Annotated in this window: 15 protein-coding genes; all 15 read left to right on the top strand. The window is 51.3% G+C overall.

Features of this window, described 5'->3' with window-relative positions; all coding sequences use genetic code 11:
* Window positions 1-2: 2 nt before the first annotated feature.
* The 15 genes from MKQ68_RS17705 (at window position 3) to MKQ68_RS17635 (ending at window position 18,264) form a co-directional block, all read left to right on the top strand.
* Entirely contained in the window at window positions 3-1,766 is a 1,764-nt protein-coding gene (locus MKQ68_RS17705; RefSeq protein WP_264280275.1) for a RagB/SusD family nutrient uptake outer membrane protein, read from the top strand.
* A complete protein-coding gene (locus MKQ68_RS17700) occupies window positions 1,763-2,638 on the top strand; it encodes an endonuclease/exonuclease/phosphatase family protein (RefSeq protein WP_264280274.1) in 876 nt (291 codons plus the stop codon). The genes MKQ68_RS17705 and MKQ68_RS17700 overlap by 4 nt, the downstream gene beginning before the upstream one ends.
* Window positions 2,639-2,649: 11 nt before the next feature.
* Window positions 2,650-4,248: a hypothetical protein gene (locus MKQ68_RS17695; protein ID WP_264280273.1), complete on the top strand. Its 1,599-nt coding sequence runs from the start codon at window positions 2,650-2,652 to the stop codon at window positions 4,246-4,248.
* A gap of 14 nt (window positions 4,249-4,262) precedes the next feature.
* The gene (locus MKQ68_RS17690; RefSeq protein WP_264280272.1) at window positions 4,263-5,069 is read left to right on the top strand and encodes an endonuclease/exonuclease/phosphatase family protein; all 807 of its coding nucleotides are present in this window, start codon (window positions 4,263-4,265) and stop codon (window positions 5,067-5,069) included.
* A 476-nt stretch (window positions 5,070-5,545) separates the two neighbouring features.
* Window positions 5,546-6,442, top strand: coding sequence for an aldo/keto reductase (locus MKQ68_RS17685; protein WP_244843067.1), 897 nt, complete (start codon window positions 5,546-5,548; stop codon window positions 6,440-6,442).
* A 34-nt stretch (window positions 6,443-6,476) separates the two neighbouring features.
* Window positions 6,477-7,757: an MFS transporter gene (locus MKQ68_RS17680; RefSeq protein WP_264280271.1), complete on the top strand. Its 1,281-nt coding sequence runs from the start codon at window positions 6,477-6,479 to the stop codon at window positions 7,755-7,757.
* Between the two features lie 3 nt (window positions 7,758-7,760).
* Window positions 7,761-8,669: an SAM hydrolase/SAM-dependent halogenase family protein gene (locus MKQ68_RS17675; protein ID WP_264280270.1), complete on the top strand. Its 909-nt coding sequence runs from the start codon at window positions 7,761-7,763 to the stop codon at window positions 8,667-8,669.
* Window positions 8,670-8,697: 28 nt separating this feature from the next.
* Window positions 8,698-9,531 (top strand): CvfB family protein, encoded by an 834-nt coding sequence (locus MKQ68_RS17670; RefSeq protein ID WP_264283656.1) that lies wholly within the window; start codon window positions 8,698-8,700, stop codon window positions 9,529-9,531.
* 62 nt (window positions 9,532-9,593) lie between these two features.
* Complete coding sequence (locus MKQ68_RS17665) at window positions 9,594-10,745, top strand: methionine aminotransferase (RefSeq protein ID WP_264280269.1); 1,152 nt, start codon at window positions 9,594-9,596, stop codon at window positions 10,743-10,745.
* Window positions 10,746-10,894: 149 nt separating this feature from the next.
* Window positions 10,895-12,307, top strand: coding sequence for an NADP-dependent phosphogluconate dehydrogenase (gene gnd / locus MKQ68_RS17660; RefSeq protein ID WP_264280268.1), 1,413 nt, complete (start codon window positions 10,895-10,897; stop codon window positions 12,305-12,307).
* A gap of 21 nt (window positions 12,308-12,328) precedes the next feature.
* Window positions 12,329-13,837: a glucose-6-phosphate dehydrogenase gene (gene zwf / locus MKQ68_RS17655; RefSeq protein ID WP_264280267.1), complete on the top strand. Its 1,509-nt coding sequence runs from the start codon at window positions 12,329-12,331 to the stop codon at window positions 13,835-13,837.
* Window positions 13,838-13,898: 61 nt separating this feature from the next.
* Window positions 13,899-14,624 carry a 6-phosphogluconolactonase gene (gene pgl / locus MKQ68_RS17650; protein WP_264280266.1) on the top strand — a complete coding sequence of 242 codons (726 nt, stop codon included), beginning with the start codon at window positions 13,899-13,901 and terminating at the stop codon, window positions 14,622-14,624.
* A gap of 372 nt (window positions 14,625-14,996) precedes the next feature.
* Entirely contained in the window at window positions 14,997-16,010 is a 1,014-nt protein-coding gene (locus MKQ68_RS17645; protein ID WP_264280063.1) for an IS110 family transposase, read from the top strand.
* Window positions 16,011-16,181: 171 nt separating this feature from the next.
* The gene (locus MKQ68_RS17640) at window positions 16,182-17,021 is read left to right on the top strand and encodes an energy transducer TonB (RefSeq protein ID WP_264280265.1); all 840 of its coding nucleotides are present in this window, start codon (window positions 16,182-16,184) and stop codon (window positions 17,019-17,021) included.
* A 91-nt stretch (window positions 17,022-17,112) separates the two neighbouring features.
* Complete coding sequence (locus MKQ68_RS17635; RefSeq protein WP_264280264.1) at window positions 17,113-18,264, top strand: DUF5009 domain-containing protein; 1,152 nt, start codon at window positions 17,113-17,115, stop codon at window positions 18,262-18,264.
* Window positions 18,265-18,306 lie beyond the last annotated feature (42 nt).

Here is an 18,306-nt window from a genome sequence, read left to right as displayed (position 1 = left end):
CCATGAAAAGTATGAAACATATTAAACTGATGGGAATGTTGGCGGTTACAGCCATCTTCTCCTCCTGTGGTAAGGATTTCCTGGAGCGTTACCCGACTGCATCGGTGTCGCCACCTACGTTCTTTACTACCGAGGCAGACTTTAAAGCGTATACTAACCAGTTCTACACCTTTTTCCCGGCGGCTGACTTCCTGTATAACGAAAGTGCCGACAATGTGGCCAAATCTTCGGTAGATCGCGAAATCGCCGGGTCACGCCTGATTCCGTTGACGGATGGTAAGTGGAGCTTTACACAGCTGCGTTCCATCAATTTTTTGCTCAACAGCGAAAATGCGAAGAACTTCCGCGATGCGCAGATTCGTGATAAATACATGGGGTTGGCCCGTTTCTTCCGCGCCTACTTTTACTTCACCAAAGTCCAGGACTACGGTGATGTACCTTTTTATAATATCGTAATCGAAACCAACGATAACGAAAACCTGTACAAAGCCCGCGATCCTCGCGCACTGGTAATGGACTCTGTGTTGGCAGACATCAACTTCGCCATCGAAAAGCTGGACGCTACCAAAAGCGTGGAACGTGTAACCAAATGGACGGCACTCGCACTGAAGTCACGCATCTGCCTGTACGAAGGCACCTGGCGTAAGTATCATACAGAAGCTTCCCAACCCGATGCAGAGAAATGGCTGAACGAATGCGTATTGGCATCCGAGCAGCTGATGCAGAGCGGCATGTATAAAGTTTACACAAAAACAGACGGGCCATCTAAAAAGCCTTACCAGGATTTGTTCGCTACACTTAAACTCGACGGCGTGGCCGATGAGGTAATTCTCGGCCGCCGTTATTCCAACGAGCTCAATGTGAAGCACAACCTCCAGTTCTACCTGACTGCCCGCTCGCAAGGTAAACCAGGCCTGGAAAAGAGACTGGTGAACAGCTACCTGATGGCCGATGGCAGCCGCTTCACCGATATTCCCGGTTACGATACGCTGCAATTCTTCCAGGAAGTGCAGAACCGCGACCCGCGTTTGAGCCAGACGATACGCACTCCCGGTTATACGCGCATTGGCGGTACCGAGCAGCTCGCGCCCGACTTTACGGCGACTATGACTGGTTATCATCCCATCAAATGGATGAACGTTACTACGTATGACGGTAACAGCCAGTCTGTTAATGATATGGTGATTTTCCGTTTTGGCGAAGTGCTGTTGAACTATGCAGAAGCTAAAGCGGAACTGGGGACCATCACCCAGGGAGATATCGATCTTTCTATCAAATTACTGCGCGATCGTATAGGCATGCCTAATCTCAATATGGCTAACGCCAATGCGAACCCGGATCCCTACCAGGCTGCCCTGTACACACAGGTGAATGGTGTGAACAAAGGCCTCATCCTCGAAATAAGAAGAGAACGTCGTATCGAAATGGTGATGGAAAGCAACCTGCGTTGGGAAGACCTGATGCGTTGGAAAGAAGGCCAGCTGTTAACCGCACCTTTCATGGGCATGTTCTTCCCCCGCCCAGGTCTGTACGATCTCGACAGGAATGGTCGCATAGACGTGGAGATATATGCAGGTAACAAACCGCCGGAAACTGGTCCGTACCAGATACCAGTGAGCGATTTAAGCAACGGTAACTCCGGCAACGTACTTACCAACAAGGGCGTCGTTAAAACCTTTGATCCGCTGCGCGATTACTTCTGGCCACTGCCTACGCAGGACCTTACTCTCAATCCTAAACTGGAACAAAATCCTTACTGGAAATGATAAAGCGCGCTATATATATGCTGGCAGCCATATCACTGCTGGCTTGTAATAAAGATCCCTACATGCCGGACAACCCGCCTACTTATGTAGACCTGGGTGAAGGTAACGCGGTGTATGGCACCGAGAATGATGAAGCGGCCAAACTGGCTTCCATCAAATACATGACTTACAACATTCACGCTTCCAACCCTCCCGGTGCGCCCGGTACGGTAGACGTAAATGCGATTGTGAACGTGATAGCACAGGCTAACCCGGACGTAGTGCTGCTGCAGGAAGTGGACAAAGGCACCGGCAGAAACAATTACACCGGCGATATGGCCAAAGAAATTGCAACGGCGCTGAAGATGAACTATTTCTTCTACTCGTCTATTTCGTATATGCGTGGGCTGTATGGCGTGGCCATCCTGAGCAAATACCCGCTCTCCAACAGCCGCAAATACATGTTGCCCAAAGCGACGCCTGCGGACGAGCAGCGTGTTCTCGGTGTGGCCACTGTTGACCTGCCGGGGATCGACTCTATGGTACTGGCGGTAACGCATCTGCAACACACCTCCGATGGTGGCAGGCTGGCGCAGGTTAATGAAGTGATCAGCCAGTTGTCGAATGTGAAAGGGCCGGTGCTGATCGGTGGTGACTTTAACGAAAACCTTAACGCAACTGATTTCTTTAACGTGTTTGATGCCGTGTTTACGCGTACCTGCGCTACAGGTACCTGCACCAACACCTCCAGCGCGCAGAATCCAACCGTGGTCATCGATCACCTCGCGTTCCGTCCGGCGGCTGCATTCAGTATCATGTCTCACACGGTAATACCGGAACGCATTGCGTCTGACCACTTCCCGGTGTTGGCGGAACTTAAGTTTAACCGATAAACGACATCAACATGAAAAAAGTTATATACCTGGTCGCCTGTTGCCTGTCCTTACTGGCCTGCAATAAAGACGACGATAAAGTGAGCGGCCCCGTTATTACACTGGGCGAGGGTTTTGAGGAAGTCGAGAACCTGAACGTAGGCGAGGAGCTCACCGTTCCCGTAAACGTAAAAGCCGCTGCAGGCATCCGCCGGCTGGCTTACTATTTCATCACCCAAACAGCTAACGGCACCGCTTCTACCACACCTGTTTACATCGATAAAACCGATTATCCAACGGAGTTGAACGAGAACATCGTGTTCAAAGTACCACAGAATATGGTGGAACTGGTGATCATCTCTTTTGATAAGCAGATGAAAAATACAGAGAAACACATTGTCCCTAAAAACGTTCGTCTCACACCCGTACTTACGTTTAAAGACAATGTGAAATTCCGCGCCTCCGTTTTCGAAAACAAACAGCTGACTGTTGAGGCCAGCTTTACGTCTCAACATGATGTAACCGCGCTTACCTATCAAACGATCGTAGACGGTAAAGCAAATGCCGAAAGCCCGATTACCATCACCAATCCTAAAACGATGGCCTTTGCTGCTACCGTAACCGTAGTAAAGAACATGAGCGGCATCATCATCAAAGCGAAAAACAGCTACAATGGTACCGCACTCGATACATTCAAGATCGGTACGGTGGTAGATGATGCGGTAACGATCGCGCTGGAAGGCAACAAGCCGAACATTGCGGTGGTATATGCCGGTATCGATAACACGCTTGCTGGTACGGTGTTTTCCGGTTCAGCGGTATCAACACTCACCTACGCGGTAAAAACAAACGGCGTATATGGCGCTGAGCTGCCTGTAACCATCGGTACGCCGAAAGACGAGTTTATCTTTAGCATCACTTACCCTGGCGCCAATGGTATTCAGGCCCTGCGTATCAGCGGTCGTAACGAAGGTGGTAAAACAATACAAACAGAGTATCTGGTTGGTAAAGTGTACAACAAACTATTGCACATCGCCGATATTAAACTCACTACAGAAATCGGTGCCGGTAAAACGAACTGGTTCTCTACCTACAGCACGCCGCATGTGCTCGATGTAGCTGCTGCCGCGGGCAAACAGGTGATGCTGGATTTCCTGCTGTACGAACATGGTGCTACCGATTACCGCATTTCTTCTGCTGCCGCCTTTAACGCCGGTGCTGCTTATTCTACTGCGATGGCACCTTACATGGCCGGCTTTAATACGGCAACTTATACACTGGTTACTACGAACAGGCCGAGCCTTACAACCGCCGCATTCGATGCCATCAATTGGGACGGGGAGTTGAACGATTACATCGCTAATAAAGTAAAAGCCCCTGCAGCTGCCGGCGGTGAAAACTATAATGTAAACGGTACCAACCGCCGCTTCAACAATACATTGGTGGTAGGCACCGGCTTTATCATCGGCTGGGGTACCTGGACGCCCATCAACAACGAAGCCTTTGGCATCGTGATGGTGAAGGAGTACAGTGTAAACAATGGCGTAGCAACCGTTACGCTCGAAGTAAAAGCGCCCGCAGAAGATAACAGAACTAAATATAACGGAGGGTCCACATTAAGCTACCCTTAACAATCCATGTTCCAATGAAGAAATACCTCCCTTTTCATCTCGTCATGCTGATCGCATTGGCTGGTTGCAGCACCTCCCGGAACAGTCGTTCCGGGACTGCCGCCCGCCAGGTTGCTGTGCTCACCTACAATGTTCACCACGCGAATCCGCCTTCCGAAAGTAAAGACGTGATCAACCTGGATACCATTGCGCACGCCATCCGCAACTCCGGCGCCACCCTCGTGGCCCTGCAGGAGCTGGACAGCGTTACCATCCGCGCGCAAAAAGTGTTTCAGCTCAAAGCCCTGGCCGACAAGCTGGGCATGCACTACTACTATGGCAAGGCCATTCCTTACGAGGGTGGAGGTTATGGCGTAGGCATCCTGTCAAAATACCCGTTAACAGACACGCGCACTGTGGTGCTTCCTAAAATCGCCGGCTTCAAGGGCGAAGACAGGGTGGTAGCTATGGGTCGTGTGGAATTGCCGGGCGGCAAAAAAGTATGGTTCGCCAGCACTCACCTCGATGTTACCAAAGAGGAGAACCGCCAGCTACAAAGCAACGCCATTGTGAAACTGGCCGCCAGCCTGGATGCTCCGCTGTTAATCGGCGGTGACTTCAATGCCACCGACGAAAAAGGCGGTATGCAATCGCTGTTCGCCTACTTCGCCGATGCCAGTGCCGCGAAAGCGCCAACCATCCCGAATATCAATCCCAAACGCCGGATCGACTACATCCTGTTCCCGAAAACGGCCAACTTCCGGCTTATCTCGGAACATGTGCTGACGGAGTCGGCCTACGCCTCCGATCATCTTGGTTACCAGGCAGTTTTAGCTTACTAAATACAAGGCCGTCCGCTCCGGGCGGCCTTTTTTGTGCCCTCGCGGGTCACGGCAGGATCCTTCGAAGATCCTTCGAGGATCTTCGAAGGATCCTAGGTTCATCCTAGGTTCATCGTTCGTTCATCCTTCGTTCATCCTTCGTTCACGAACCTAGGTTGAACCTAAGTTGAACGTAGGTTGAACCTAGGGTGAACCTAGGCAGTGGCAAGGATGCCCGAAGGATGTAGCTAGTTTCTACGATAGTTGACAGTTCTAACCGGCTTTACTTATCGCGGCTTTACGATCGTAAACAATAATCATGATGCATTGGGGATATTTTCAGGGAGTCAGCAGTTCCATCCTCTTCATCCCCCGTTGCGACGCTCCGGTCATCTGTACCGCGCTATTGTGCATTTCTCTTTCGTTAATAAGGCGCTACCCGTTGATAATTAGCTGAATAAGTGTTAAGTTTGATATGTAAATCCCAAACGGCCAATATGAACTATCGCGTACTTGGAAAATCGGACCTTAGCATCAGCGAAATCGCATTTGGTTGCATGTCGCTCGGGGATAATGACGCACAAAACGCCAGCCTCGTGCACCGTGCGATCGATCTGGGGATTAACTTCTTCGACACGGCCGATCTCTACGATCATGGCCGCAATGAAATCACTTTAGGCAAAGCCCTCAAGGGCAAACGGGAGCAAATGGTTGTCGCCACCAAGGTCGGTAACCAATGGCGCCCCGATGGCAGCGGCTGGGACTGGAATCCACGTAAGGAGTACATCCTCACCGCGGTGGAAGACAGCCTGCAACGCCTGCAAACCGATTACATCGACCTGTACCAGCTGCACGGCGGCACCATGGACGATCCCATCGACGAAACCATCGACGCGTTCGAGCGGCTGAAGCAGCAGGGCAAGATCCGGCACTATGGCATTTCCTCTATTCGTCCGAACGTGATCCGCGAGTGGGTAAAACGTTCCGGTATCGTGAGTGTGATGATGCAGTACAGCCTGCTGGACCGCCGCCCGGAAGAAATGTGCCTGCCTATGTTGCAGGAATTGCAGATCGGCGTGCTGGCACGTGGTGGTGTGGCGAAAGGGTTGCTGGCCGGTAAAACGCCCGAAGAATACCTCAACTATAACCTGCTCGACGTGGCCATGGCGGCCAAACACGTAGCGGCATTATCCGGAGAGGAGCGGCACGCTTCACAAACGGCCCTTCGGTTTGTGCTGCAACAGCCGGCTATTACTGCTGCTGTCGTTGGCATCCGTACGCCGGAGCAGCTGGAGGAAGCCGCCGGTACGCCAAACACGCCGGCATTGAAGGAAAGTGAGCTGGAGATCCTCCGCCAGGCGGTACGCATTAATTTGTTCGATCAACACCGATAGGTTTTTTACTTTTGGGCGCAATTCTAACGACCGCATGACTGTAAAATCTACAAGTGCCCGCCTCAAAGCCATCGTATCCGGCTCGGCCGGCAACCTGGTGGAATGGTACGACTGGTACGCCTACACCGCTTTTGCTTTATACTTCGCACCTTCCTTCTTCCCGAAAGGAAATCAGACTGCCCAGCAGCTGAACGCAGCGGCCATATTTGCCGTGGGGTTCCTCATGCGGCCTATCGGCGGCTGGCTGTTCGGCAGCATAGCCGATCGCACCGGCCGTAAAGCAGCCATGACCTTGTCAGTATTACTCATGTCGCTAGGCTCACTGATCATCGCCTGTACGCCCACCTATCACCAGATCGGCATTGCGGCCCCGGTGTTACTGCTCTTTGCACGTTTACTGCAGGGGCTTAGCGTAGGAGGGGAGTACGGCACCTCGGCCACTTATCTGAGTGAAGTGGCGGAGCCCCATCGTCGCGGTTTTTATTCGAGTTTTCAATATGTGACGCTCATTGGTGGGCAGCTTACTGCATTGGGTGTGCAAATGCTGCTGCAAAAAGTGTTTCTTACCGCCGAACAGCTGGAAACCTGGGGCTGGCGAATACCGTTCGTTATCGGTGCGCTACTGGCCTTTGTGGCGCTATTTATGCGCCGTAATATGGAAGAATCGGTGAAGATCGATACCACCAAAGAACGCGGTACGCTGAAGCTCATGCTCAAAAAACATCCGCGTGCGGTGCTGACCGTTGTAGGCTTAACCCTTGGCGGCACCATCGCATTTTATACTTACACTACTTACATGCAGAAGTTCCTGGTGAACACGGTGCATCTTTCAAAAGACCGCGCTACCCAGCTGACGTTTTTCCTGATGTTGATCTATGCATGCCTGCAACCCTTATTCGGGGCACTGTCTGACAGGATCGGCCGTAAACCTTTGCTGATCGCGTTTGGCGTGTTAGGCACCTTGCTCACGGTGCCGATACTCACGGCGCTGAGCCACGCCAATACAGAAGCCGCGGCGTTCTTTCTTATACTGGGGGCGCTGGTGATCGTGAGTGGCTACACTTCCATTAATGCCGTGGTGAAGGCGGAAATGTTCCCCGCAGAAGTGCGTGCATTGGGCGTAGGATTGCCTTATGCATTAACCGTAGCCATATTCGGTGGTACGGCGGAAATGCTGGCGCTGTACTTTAAAGACATCGGCCACGAATCGCTGTACTACTGGTACGTTACGGGTTGTATCTTTATATCGTTGCTGGTGTATACGGTGATCAAAGACTCCAAACGGACCTCCTGGATCGATAAAGAAAACAAGTAACTTATGCGCACCGCCCTTTTCATCTGTTTTAGCCTCTTCCTGTTTTCCTGTAAGCAGTCAGCCCGCCATGCCCTCGTATTTCAAACCGACTTCGGACAAAAGGACGGCGCCGTATCTGCCATGAAGGGAGTGGCTTTCGGCATTTCGGCCGACTTGCCCATATACGACCTTACACATGAAATACCACCCTTCAATATATGGGAAGCGGCTTACCGGCTCGAGCAAACGTCCCGCTACTGGCCTGAGGGCACCGTATTCGTATCCGTCGTAGATCCCGGTGTGGGTTCTGAGCGGAAGTCGGTGGTGCTGAAAACCAATACCGGTCACTATTTCGTAACGCCCGATAACGGCACGCTCACCCTGGTGGCAGCCTCTATGGGTATTGCAGAAGTAAGGGAGATAGATGAAGCCGTGAACCGCCGGCGGGGATCGGGGCAGTCTTATACCTTTCATGGCCGGGATGTATACGCTTATACCGGTGCCCGGCTGGCAGCAGGTGTGATCAAATTCGAAGAAGTGGGGCCGAAGCTGCCGGCAGATGTTGTGCGTATCGCATTTGCGGGCGCTGCCCGGTTGGCGGATGGTACGCTTACAGGCGGCATTCCTGTTCTCGACATACAATACGGTAACGTATGGACGAACATCGGCGACAGCACCTTCAAACAGCTGCAGGTAAAGGCCGGCGACCTGCTGGACGTAACGTTTGAAAAGGCCGGCAGCTTCATCTGCCGCGATACTATTCCCTTCGTGACTACTTTTGCCGCCGTGCCGGAGGGGGCAGAGCTGGCTTACCTCAACAGTTTAATGAACCTTTCGTTCGCCATTAACCAGGGGAGTTTTTCCGACGCACACCAGGTGTTGAGTGGGCCTGATTGGAACGTAGCAATAAAGAAATTGAACCCGGTTAAATAAATCCTACCTTTGCATTTTAGCAATTGTGATGATCAAAACAGGCGACTACAACTTACTCAGAGTAAAGAAGGAAACAGATTTCGGCGTTTATATGGCAGCCGGGGATGAGGAAATACTCCTGCCCAAACGTTTTGTGCCGCGCGGAACACGTGTGGGCGATGAGCTGGAGGTGTTCCTGTACCACGACTCCGAAAACCGCCTGATCGCCACTACCCAGAAAGCTAAAGGCAAAGTGGGCGACATCGTACTGCTGAAAGCCGTTAGCGTAACTGGTCAGGGTGCTTTCCTCGACTGGGGGCTGATGAAAGACATTTTTGTACCCCTTTCCCAGCAGCATGCACGCATGGTGGCGGGACAGGAGTACCTGGTGATGATCTACCTCGACCAGATGACCGGTCGTGTAGCCGCCACCGAAAAAATCGACCAGTACCTCAGTAACGAGGAACTGACCGTCAACGAACTGGACCCCGTAGAACTGCTTATATACCGCCGCAACGACCTGGGCTACCAGGTAGTCATCAACGGCAAACACTCCGGTATCTTACACGCCAATGAAGTGTTTCGTCCGCTGGACATTGGCGACAAACTCCCCGGTTTCATCAAAAGCATCAAGGACGAAAACAAGATCGATGTGGTATTAGGCAAACGCGGCTACGAAAGAGTTGAGGACGAGGCCGGCCGCATCCTGCGCCTGTTGCAGGAAAACGACGGCTACCTGCCTTATCACGACAAATCCGATCCGGAAGAAATTTACTCCTTCTTCGGAATGAGTAAAAAAACCTTCAAGATGACCACTGGCAACCTGTACAAACAGAAGAAGATCATCTTTACCCAAACCGGTATTAAACTGCTGGAAGATTAGTCCTTTTTTTGATAAAATTCAAGAGCCGGTAACGTACATTAGCTGCTCAAACCAGCATGCCCTTGACTACTTACCATATCAACAGCAAGTTACCCAATACCGGTACTACCATTTTTAGCGTGATGTCGGCCCTCGCTGCCGAACACAAGGCCATCAACCTTTCTCAGGGTTTTCCCGATTTCGATTGTAGCCTCGAGTTGAAAGACATGGTGAATGCCGCGATGCAGCGCGGTAACAACCAGTATGCGCCCATGCCCGGCCTTATGGCCCTGCGGGAGGCCATTGCCGCTAAAGTGCAGCGACTATACCAGCAAAACATCCATCCCGATACAGAGATTACCATCACCCCCGGTGGCACCTACGCCATCTTTACCGCCATTGCTACGTGTATTGGTGCAGGTGATGAAGTGATCGTATTTGAACCGGCGTATGACAGTTACATCCCGAACATCCTGGTGAACGGCGGTGTGCCCGTGCGTATCCCGCTTGAATTCCCTGAGTATAGCATTAACTGGGAAGTGGTGAAAAGTAAGGTGACCGCGCGTACGAAGATGATCATTGTGAACACGCCGCATAATCCTACGGGCAGCATCCTAAAAGCCGCCGACCTGCAACAGCTCGAAGCCCTGGCCGAAGCGCACAACCTGTTAGTAATTTCCGATGAAGTATATGAGCACCTGGTTTACGACGGCGCACAGCACGAAAGCGTGCTGCGTTACCCCGGCTTATTGCAGCGCAGCTTCGTGACCTTCTCGTTCGGTAAAGTGTTTCACAACACCGGCTGGAAGATGGGTTACTGCATTGCGCCCGCGCACCTGATGACCGAGTACCGCAAAGTGCATCAATACCTGTGTTTCTCCGTGAATACGCCCATGCAACACGGCCTGGCCGACTTCCTGCAATACCCGGAGCATTATCTCACACTCCCTGACTTCTATCAGAAGAAACGCGATTACTTCCTGCAACTGATGAAAGACTCCCGCTTCACGCCGCTACGCGGGGAAGGCAGTTACTTTCAACTGATGCAGTACCACCGTATTTCCGACGAAGGCGACATGGATTTCGCCGTACGCATGACCAAAGAGTTCGGCGTGGCCGTCATCCCCGTATCCGCCTTTTACCAGGACGGCAAGGACGATAAAGTGGTACGCTTCTGCTTTGCGAAACGGAGCGCTACGCTGGAACAGGCGGCTGAGCGATTGAGAAGGATATAAGCAGGGTGTAATTTGTACAACCCGCCCCCTTATATGTACAATTGTTCCAACATTTTTGTCACGTAACTTTAACACCTGTATTTAGACCACCTCTTTATCCTATAAATGTCTAAATTTACACCCTCATTTTACCACATCTTAGCATAATTATGACAAATAGCGCATTTGACTTTGGAATGATTGGCCTGGGCGTGATGGGAAGGAACTTCCTGCTCAACATGGCTGACCATGGGTTTTCCGTGATCGGATTTGATAAGGACCAGCAAAAGAACGACGCGCTGGAACAGGCCGCTACCCCCGGCACTACCGTAAAGGGCGTGGCAGATCTCGCCACGATGGTGCAACTCCTGAAATCCCCTCGCAAAATCATGATGCTGGTACCCGCAGGTAAGCCGGTTGACGATGTAATCGAATCCCTGCTACCCCTGCTCCAAAAAGGAGATGTGGTGATCGACGGCGGTAACTCCTACTGGAAAGACACCCTGCGCCGCGTAGAGTACTGTAAGGAAAAAGGCCTGCACTTCATGGGTATGGGCGTTTCCGGCGGCGAAAAAGGTGCCCGCACCGGTCCGAGCATCATGCCCGGCGGCGACGAAGAGGCTTACCGTCACGTGCAACCCATGCTGGAAGCAGTAGCTGCCAAAGTGGGCGACAGTCCTTGCGTGGGATACCTTGGTAAAGGCGCGGCCGGTCACTTCGTTAAGATGGTGCACAATGGCATCGAGTACGCGATCATGCAGCTGATCAGCGAAAGCTACAACATGCTGCGCCAGGGTGCCGGTTTAACTAACCAGCAACTGCACGAGGTGTTCTCCAAATGGAACGAGGGCGTTAACCAGTCCTTCCTGCTCGAGATCACCCGCGATATCTTCCTCCAGAAAGACGATAAAGGTACCGGCGAACTGCTGGACAAAATATCTGACCAGGCCGGCTCTAAAGGCACGGGTAAATGGACATCGCAGGATGCCCTGAACCTGCCGCTGCCGGTAACCGTGATTGACGCGGCGGTAGCGCTGCGAAATATTTCTTCCCTGAAAGAGCAGAGAACGCAGGCGGCTGCGCTGTACCAGACGGCCACCGGTAAAGTAGCTGTTGCACAGGAAGAATTTATTAAACAGGTGCACGACGCACTCATGTTCTCTACCATCATCTGTTACGCCCAGGGCCTGGCGATGCTGCAAACTGCTTCTAAGGAGCTGGATATGCAGATTTCCCTGCCGGAGTCGGTAAGGGTGTGGAGAGCAGGTTGTATCATCCGCTCCGGACTGTTACCGTTGTTCTATACAGCATACCAACAGGACCCTTCGCTGCCTAATTTGTTGTTAGATGCAGAGGTGGCGAAGTTGCTGCAGCAAACGGAAGGAAACCTGAGAACGGTGATCGTGGAAGCCGCAAAAACCGGTTTGCCGGCGGCTGCGTTCATGTCGGCCCTGTCGTACTTCGACGCTTATCGCAGCGAACGCCTGCCGACCAACATGGTACAGGCGCAGCGCGATTATTTTGGCGCTCATACCTATCAGCGTATAGATATGCCCGGCACTTTTCATACAGAATGGCAATAATTCAAGTTTTATAATTTCTATATGCAAAACCATAAACGTCCCCCTGCTTCGGTATTGTTTATTTTCGGCGGCAGTGGCGACCTTAACCTGAGAAAGCTTACACCGGCCCTGTTCAACCTGTTCCTGGACGAGTGGATGCCTGAGAAGTTCGCCATCGCCGGTATTGGCCGTAGCCCGTACACCGACGAGGCCTTCCGCGCACACCTGCTGGAAGGCATCCAGAAGTTTTCGCGCCGTAAGGGAGAGCAAAACGGTCATTATAACGAGTTTTTCAAACACGTCAACTACCTGCAGATGGATGCCGGCGATGAAGCTGCGTACAGCCTCATTACCGACAAAGTGAAAGAGAAAGAGCAGGAGTGGGGTGTACATCCGAACGTGATCTTTTACCTGGCCGTAGCTCCTCAGCTGGTGCCCGATATCGCGGTGAAACTCGGCAAACTCAATCTCTGCAAAGACACGCATTCTACCCGCATCGTGGTGGAAAAGCCTTTTGGTCACGACCTGAAGAGCGCGTTGGAACTGAATACCTTATTGGGCAGCATTTATAAGGAAGAACAGATCTTCCGTATTGACCACTACCTGGGTAAGGAAACCGTACAGAACATCCTGGCGCTGCGTTTTGCCAACGCCCTGTTCGAGCCGCTCTGGAACCGCCAGTACATCGAGCATGTACAGATCACGGCGGCTGAAAGTGTAGGCCTGGAAGGTCGCGGTGGTTACTACGAAGGCTCCGGTGCCCTGCGCGACATGGTGCAGAACCACATCCTGCAGCTGTTATGTATGGTGGCGATGGAAGTACCGGTGAACTTCGATGCAAACGAAGTACGTAACAAGAAAGTAGATGTGCTGCATGCCATTCGTCCGATTAAAAAGGAAGAAGTGCATGAAAGCGCGGTACGCGGCCAGTATGGCGCGGGCTGGATCAAAGGGAAAGAAGTACCTGGCTACCGCGAGGAGAAAGGTGTGAATCCCGAGTCTGGCACCGAGACTTACGCTGCCGTTAAGTTTTTTATTGATAACTGGCGCTGGCAGGGAGTACCATTCTACGTTCGAACCGGTAAATACCTGAACCAGAAAGCGACACATATTACCATCCAGTTCCGCCCGGCACCGGCGTATGCTTTCCCTGCTGAAGCGGCCGAAACCTGGAGGAGCAACAGGCTCACCATCAGCATTCAGCCCGAAATGGATATCCGTATCCGCTTCCAGGCGAAGCGTCCGGGCCAGACGATGACGCTGGACCCGGTGAATATGATCTTCAACTACGACGATGCTGCCGGCGAACATGCGCCTGAAGCGTACGAAACGCTGCTGCTCGACGTAATGGAAGGCGATGCTACCCTGTTTATGCGTGCCGACCAGGTAGAAGCTGCCTGGAAGGTGATCATGCCTATCCTCGATGCGTGGGAAGCCCGCGTACCGACCGACTTCCCGAACTACTCGCCTAACAGCTGGGGACCGGAAGATGCGGAAGCGCTGATAGCCCGCGATGGTCATGCTTGGATTAATTTGCCGCCAAGCAAGTAAACTTAATTTATCGACCGGCAGGCAGCACGCCTGCCGGTTTCATTTTTACCCGATATTTCTCATGGAACTGCACATCGCTAAAGACGCTACCCAGCTGAGCGAAAACCTCGCCGCCTGGACCTGCAACTACATCCTGGAAACTTTACAGGAGAAAGAACTGTTCACCTTCGTGCTTTCTGGCGGTAGTACGCCTAAGTTGCTGTACAACCTGCTGGCTAAGGAGCCTTACGCGCAAATGATACCCTGGAACAGGCTGCATTTCTTTTGGGGTGATGAAAGGGCCGTGCCTTACAGCGACGACCGCAACAACGCCCGTATGGCCTGTGAAACCCTGCTCGATAAGGTAGGAGTGCCGCCGGAGAACATCCACGTGATGCGTACCGATATTGAACCGCAGGCAGCTGCACTGGAATATGAGCTGCTGTTGCAGGAGTTCTTTAAACGTAACGCCCGCACGTTTGACCTGGTACTGTTAGGCATGGGCGACGATGGGCATACCTTATCGCTCTTCCCCGGTACAGAGGTGGTGCATGAACAGAAAGCCTGGACGAAAGCCTTCTTCCTGCCTGCGCAGGATATGTACCGTATTACCCTTACTGCTCCCGTGGTAAACAATGCTGCGGCGATCGTGTTTCTCGCCACCGGTAACGGTAAGGCGTTAACGCTACAGGCAGTGATTGAAGGAGAATATAAACCTGATACTTATCCATCGCAGGTGATACGCCCGGTGAACGGAGAATTGCATTGGTTTATTGACGAAGCGGCTGCCGGCGCATTGCAAGTGTAATCGTTTACGTTATATGATACTGCCCCTGTTGTATAGTATTACAACAGGGGCTTTTTTTATGTAGATGAATAGCGTGAACATGTAAAAGAGTGCCTTTAAGTTTGTAGGAGAATAGATTTAAAAGAAAATCTATTATTACTAATACTATCTTTTCTTTTTGGTTCTTTTTCTTTTACAATCCACGTGGATATGTGGATAAGTCAACCCACAGCATGGGCGCATTAACAGAGTGCCAGGTTCGCGTCCTAAGCGTCGTTTTAATCCCATGCCGTGGTGTTACCGGTTATGCTTCAAATAGAAATTTGGGTCTTAAACCCATTAGTAAGGCTTTGATTGAAACCGGTATGGGTTGACTACATTAAAAACATAATGATGGAACAAGTTACGTATTTCGTAGGTACAGATGTTAGTAAAGACTGGCTGGACATGTGCATATATGCAAAAGAAGGCATATTAGATAAGCAGCAAATCAAAAACAAGCCTTCCGCTGTCATAAGTTGGCTCCGACGAACCCGGAAGCTTTTGGGTTATACCCTGCAGAACAGCCTTTTTACCATGGAATTTACCGGTATCTATAACCATCACTTATTAGCTGTATTAGTAGAGATGGGTGCCAAGGTCTGGGTGATACCTGGAGCACAGATTACAGAGAGCAAGGGGTTGGAGCGGGGAAAAAGTGATCAGCAGGATGCCCAACGCATTGCTCTTTACGCCGCTAAAAATATTGAACTGGTTCGTTTGTGGAACCAGCCACGAGAGATCGTGATGCAGTTAAAGACGCTGCTGATGCTAAGGGAAAAGCATAGAGTCACTAAGCATCGGTATGAAACAACCTTAAATGAAAGCAGGGAGTTTAATACAGAAGCTACCCATCAAATGATAGTTGCTAATTGTAAGCCTGTGATTGAGCTGGTAAACAGCGAGATCAGCAGGATCGAAAAAGAAATGAAGCGCCTGATTGCCAGTGATCAACGGCTCGAAGAATTAGATGGTTACATCCAAAGCGTGGACCAGGTAGGATTAATTACCTCGGTGAGCATGATCGTGACCACAAATGAGTTTATCAACATTAAAGAGGCTAAAAAATATGCCTGTTACAGTGGCGTTGTTCCGTTTATGAATGCGTCGGGTAAGCTTCGTAAACGAGAGCGGATCTCTCATAAAGCCAATAAAAATATCAAGAAGCTATTACACCTGCTGGCTGTAGGATCAATACGGGGGAATGGAGAGCTTAAACAATATTACGATCGAAAGGTCGCCGAAGGGAAACCCAAAATGAGTGTGCTAAATGCCATTAGGAACAAAATCATATTAAGAATTTTCGCCTGTGTGAATGAGAGAAAATACTACCAGAAAGACTATTGCTATAATTTGGACGTGTCATAGAAATCGACGCAACGGCGGATGAAGAGCAAGAATATGCTGGTGACATGATCCTTTGTAACCCGCTGCAGTGGCCGACAGATGCAGGAGTGTAAAAATTCCATAAAAATATATTTTGATAAAAAGTCTATGGAAAAGTATTCGCCGCTCCATCTATATGTCAAACACTTTATCATGAACGCAACCAAAATAACCACCCCGGATTTCATCGACATTTTATTCGATGGACGTAATAAAAATTACGGCGCATATGAACATAGAGTGACTTATGAAAAACGTGTGCGCAACGCCGTTTTCGGTACCGCAACGCTTGCATTGGTCGTGATTGGCGGGTATCTGATCAGCAGTAATTTACGTGCTGCAGAAGTAGTGAAACCTGTTACAGTGCGTGAAATTCCGCCTATGACCGAAGTAGAGATCCTGGAAGAAAAGTTTATTCCGCCGCCACCTGTTAAAGCTGCGGAGCCGCCTAAAGTAGCTACCCAACAGTACACACAGTTTGTGGTGACCGACAGACCGGTTGATCCCAGCGAAGAACCGCCCAAAATGGAAGACCTCGACAAAAAAGCGATTGGCGTGAAAAGCCAGGATGGCGATGCGGGCGAGAACGATCCGGGCCTGGAAGGGGTGCTTGGTGGCACGCATACCGACATCGTTGGTCCGCCACCGGTGAAGGAAGAGGATAACAGTGTGCACAATTTTGTAGAAATCATGCCTAGCTTTCCTGGTGGTGACGAAGCCTTGCAGCGGTTTCTTAAAAAGAACATCAATTATCCGCACATCGCCGCTGAGAATGGCATACAAGGTACTGTATTTGTGAGTTTTGTGATCGGTAAAGATGGTGAGATCAGCGACGTTAAACTGGTAGGTGCCAAGAAAGGCGGTGGTTTGGAAGAAGAAGCAGCGCGTGTCGTGAATAAAATGCCTAAATGGAAAGCAGGCAGGCAGAATGGTCGCGCGGTGAATGTGCAGTTTAGTTTACCGATCAGTTTCAAGCTGGAGAATAATTATTAGTATACAATCATCATTAGGGTAACGCCGCTGCTTACGTTTGTAAGCGCGGCGTTTTTTATTTATATTGATACATCAACCCAATCCACGGCTTATGACAGAACAGATCGTCCCCCGTCGCATTCTCTCCATCGATGCATTGCGCGGCATCACTATACTGGTTATGATCTTCGTGAACGAACTGGCGGGCATCCGCGATATTCCTCAATGGGCCAAACACTTACCAGCCGATGCCAACGGGATGACCTTTGTGGACATGGTGTTCCCAGCCTTCCTGTTTATCGTGGGCATGTCGGTGCCGTTCGCGATCAGGAACCGTGTTGCCAAAGGGGATAGTTTATGGCAGATATTGTTGCACATTGGGTTTCGCACGCTGGGGCTGCTGGTGTTAGGGTTGTTTATGGTGAATGCGGAAACGGATTACAACCCCGTTGCTACGGGCATGCCTGCGGCGGCATGGTCGCTGTTATTCTATGCCTGTGTGATACTCGTGTGGAACGTATATAGGTTTAAGTATGCCTGGTTGTTGCGCGCATTGGGAGCGATCGGACTCCTGGCATTGGCGGTCGTGTTCCGCGGTGGTGAGGATGCGCATGGCATGCAGGTGCACTGGTGGGGTATTTTGGGGTTGATAGGATGGGCGTACCTGTTTACCAGCCTGTTTTACCTGGTCGTCAGGGGGCAAAAGACCGGCATCGCCGCCGCGATCCTCGGCTGCCTCGTATTTTTCGTAGCCGGCAAAGAGTGGGAGAGTTGGCTGAGCGGGCAAACCGGGCACGCAGTACATACCTGCATTGCGCTTTGCGGCCTTTTCCTGTCACAGGTGTTTTTCGATGGCCGTACGGGCCGGCCATACCTGGTGGCTGCCATCTTTACCCTGGTATTACTGGTAGTGGGTAGCGTATTACGCCCCGCTTACACCATTTCGAAGATCTGGGCCACGCCTTCCTGGGCGCTCTATAGTGCAGCAAGCTGTTGCATACTGTACACAATTGTGTATTGGTTAACCGATGTGAAAGGCCACAATGGCTGGACCACCTTCCTGCGACCTGCGGCGGCCAATCCTTTGCTGACCTATATTTTACCGGCCATTATTTACTCCCTGCTCAGCCTGGCGGGCTTTCAGCTACTGCCGGACGCCTGGCGTACAGGCCTTCCCGGGGCGCTGTACTGCGTGCTGTTTGCGCTGGCGGTGATGGGTGTCGTAAAACTATTGAACAGGGCGGGCATACGGCTTCAATTGTAGGCTGGGCCTAACGCCTGAACGCCGGCCATTATTGTAAAGCCA

The sequence above is a fragment of the Chitinophaga horti genome (genome assembly GCF_022867795.2).
GTDB lineage: Bacteria > Bacteroidota > Bacteroidia > Chitinophagales > Chitinophagaceae > Chitinophaga > Chitinophaga horti.
Note: the sequence above shows the minus strand (reverse complement) of the source record. Positions and strands in the feature narration are given on the sequence as shown.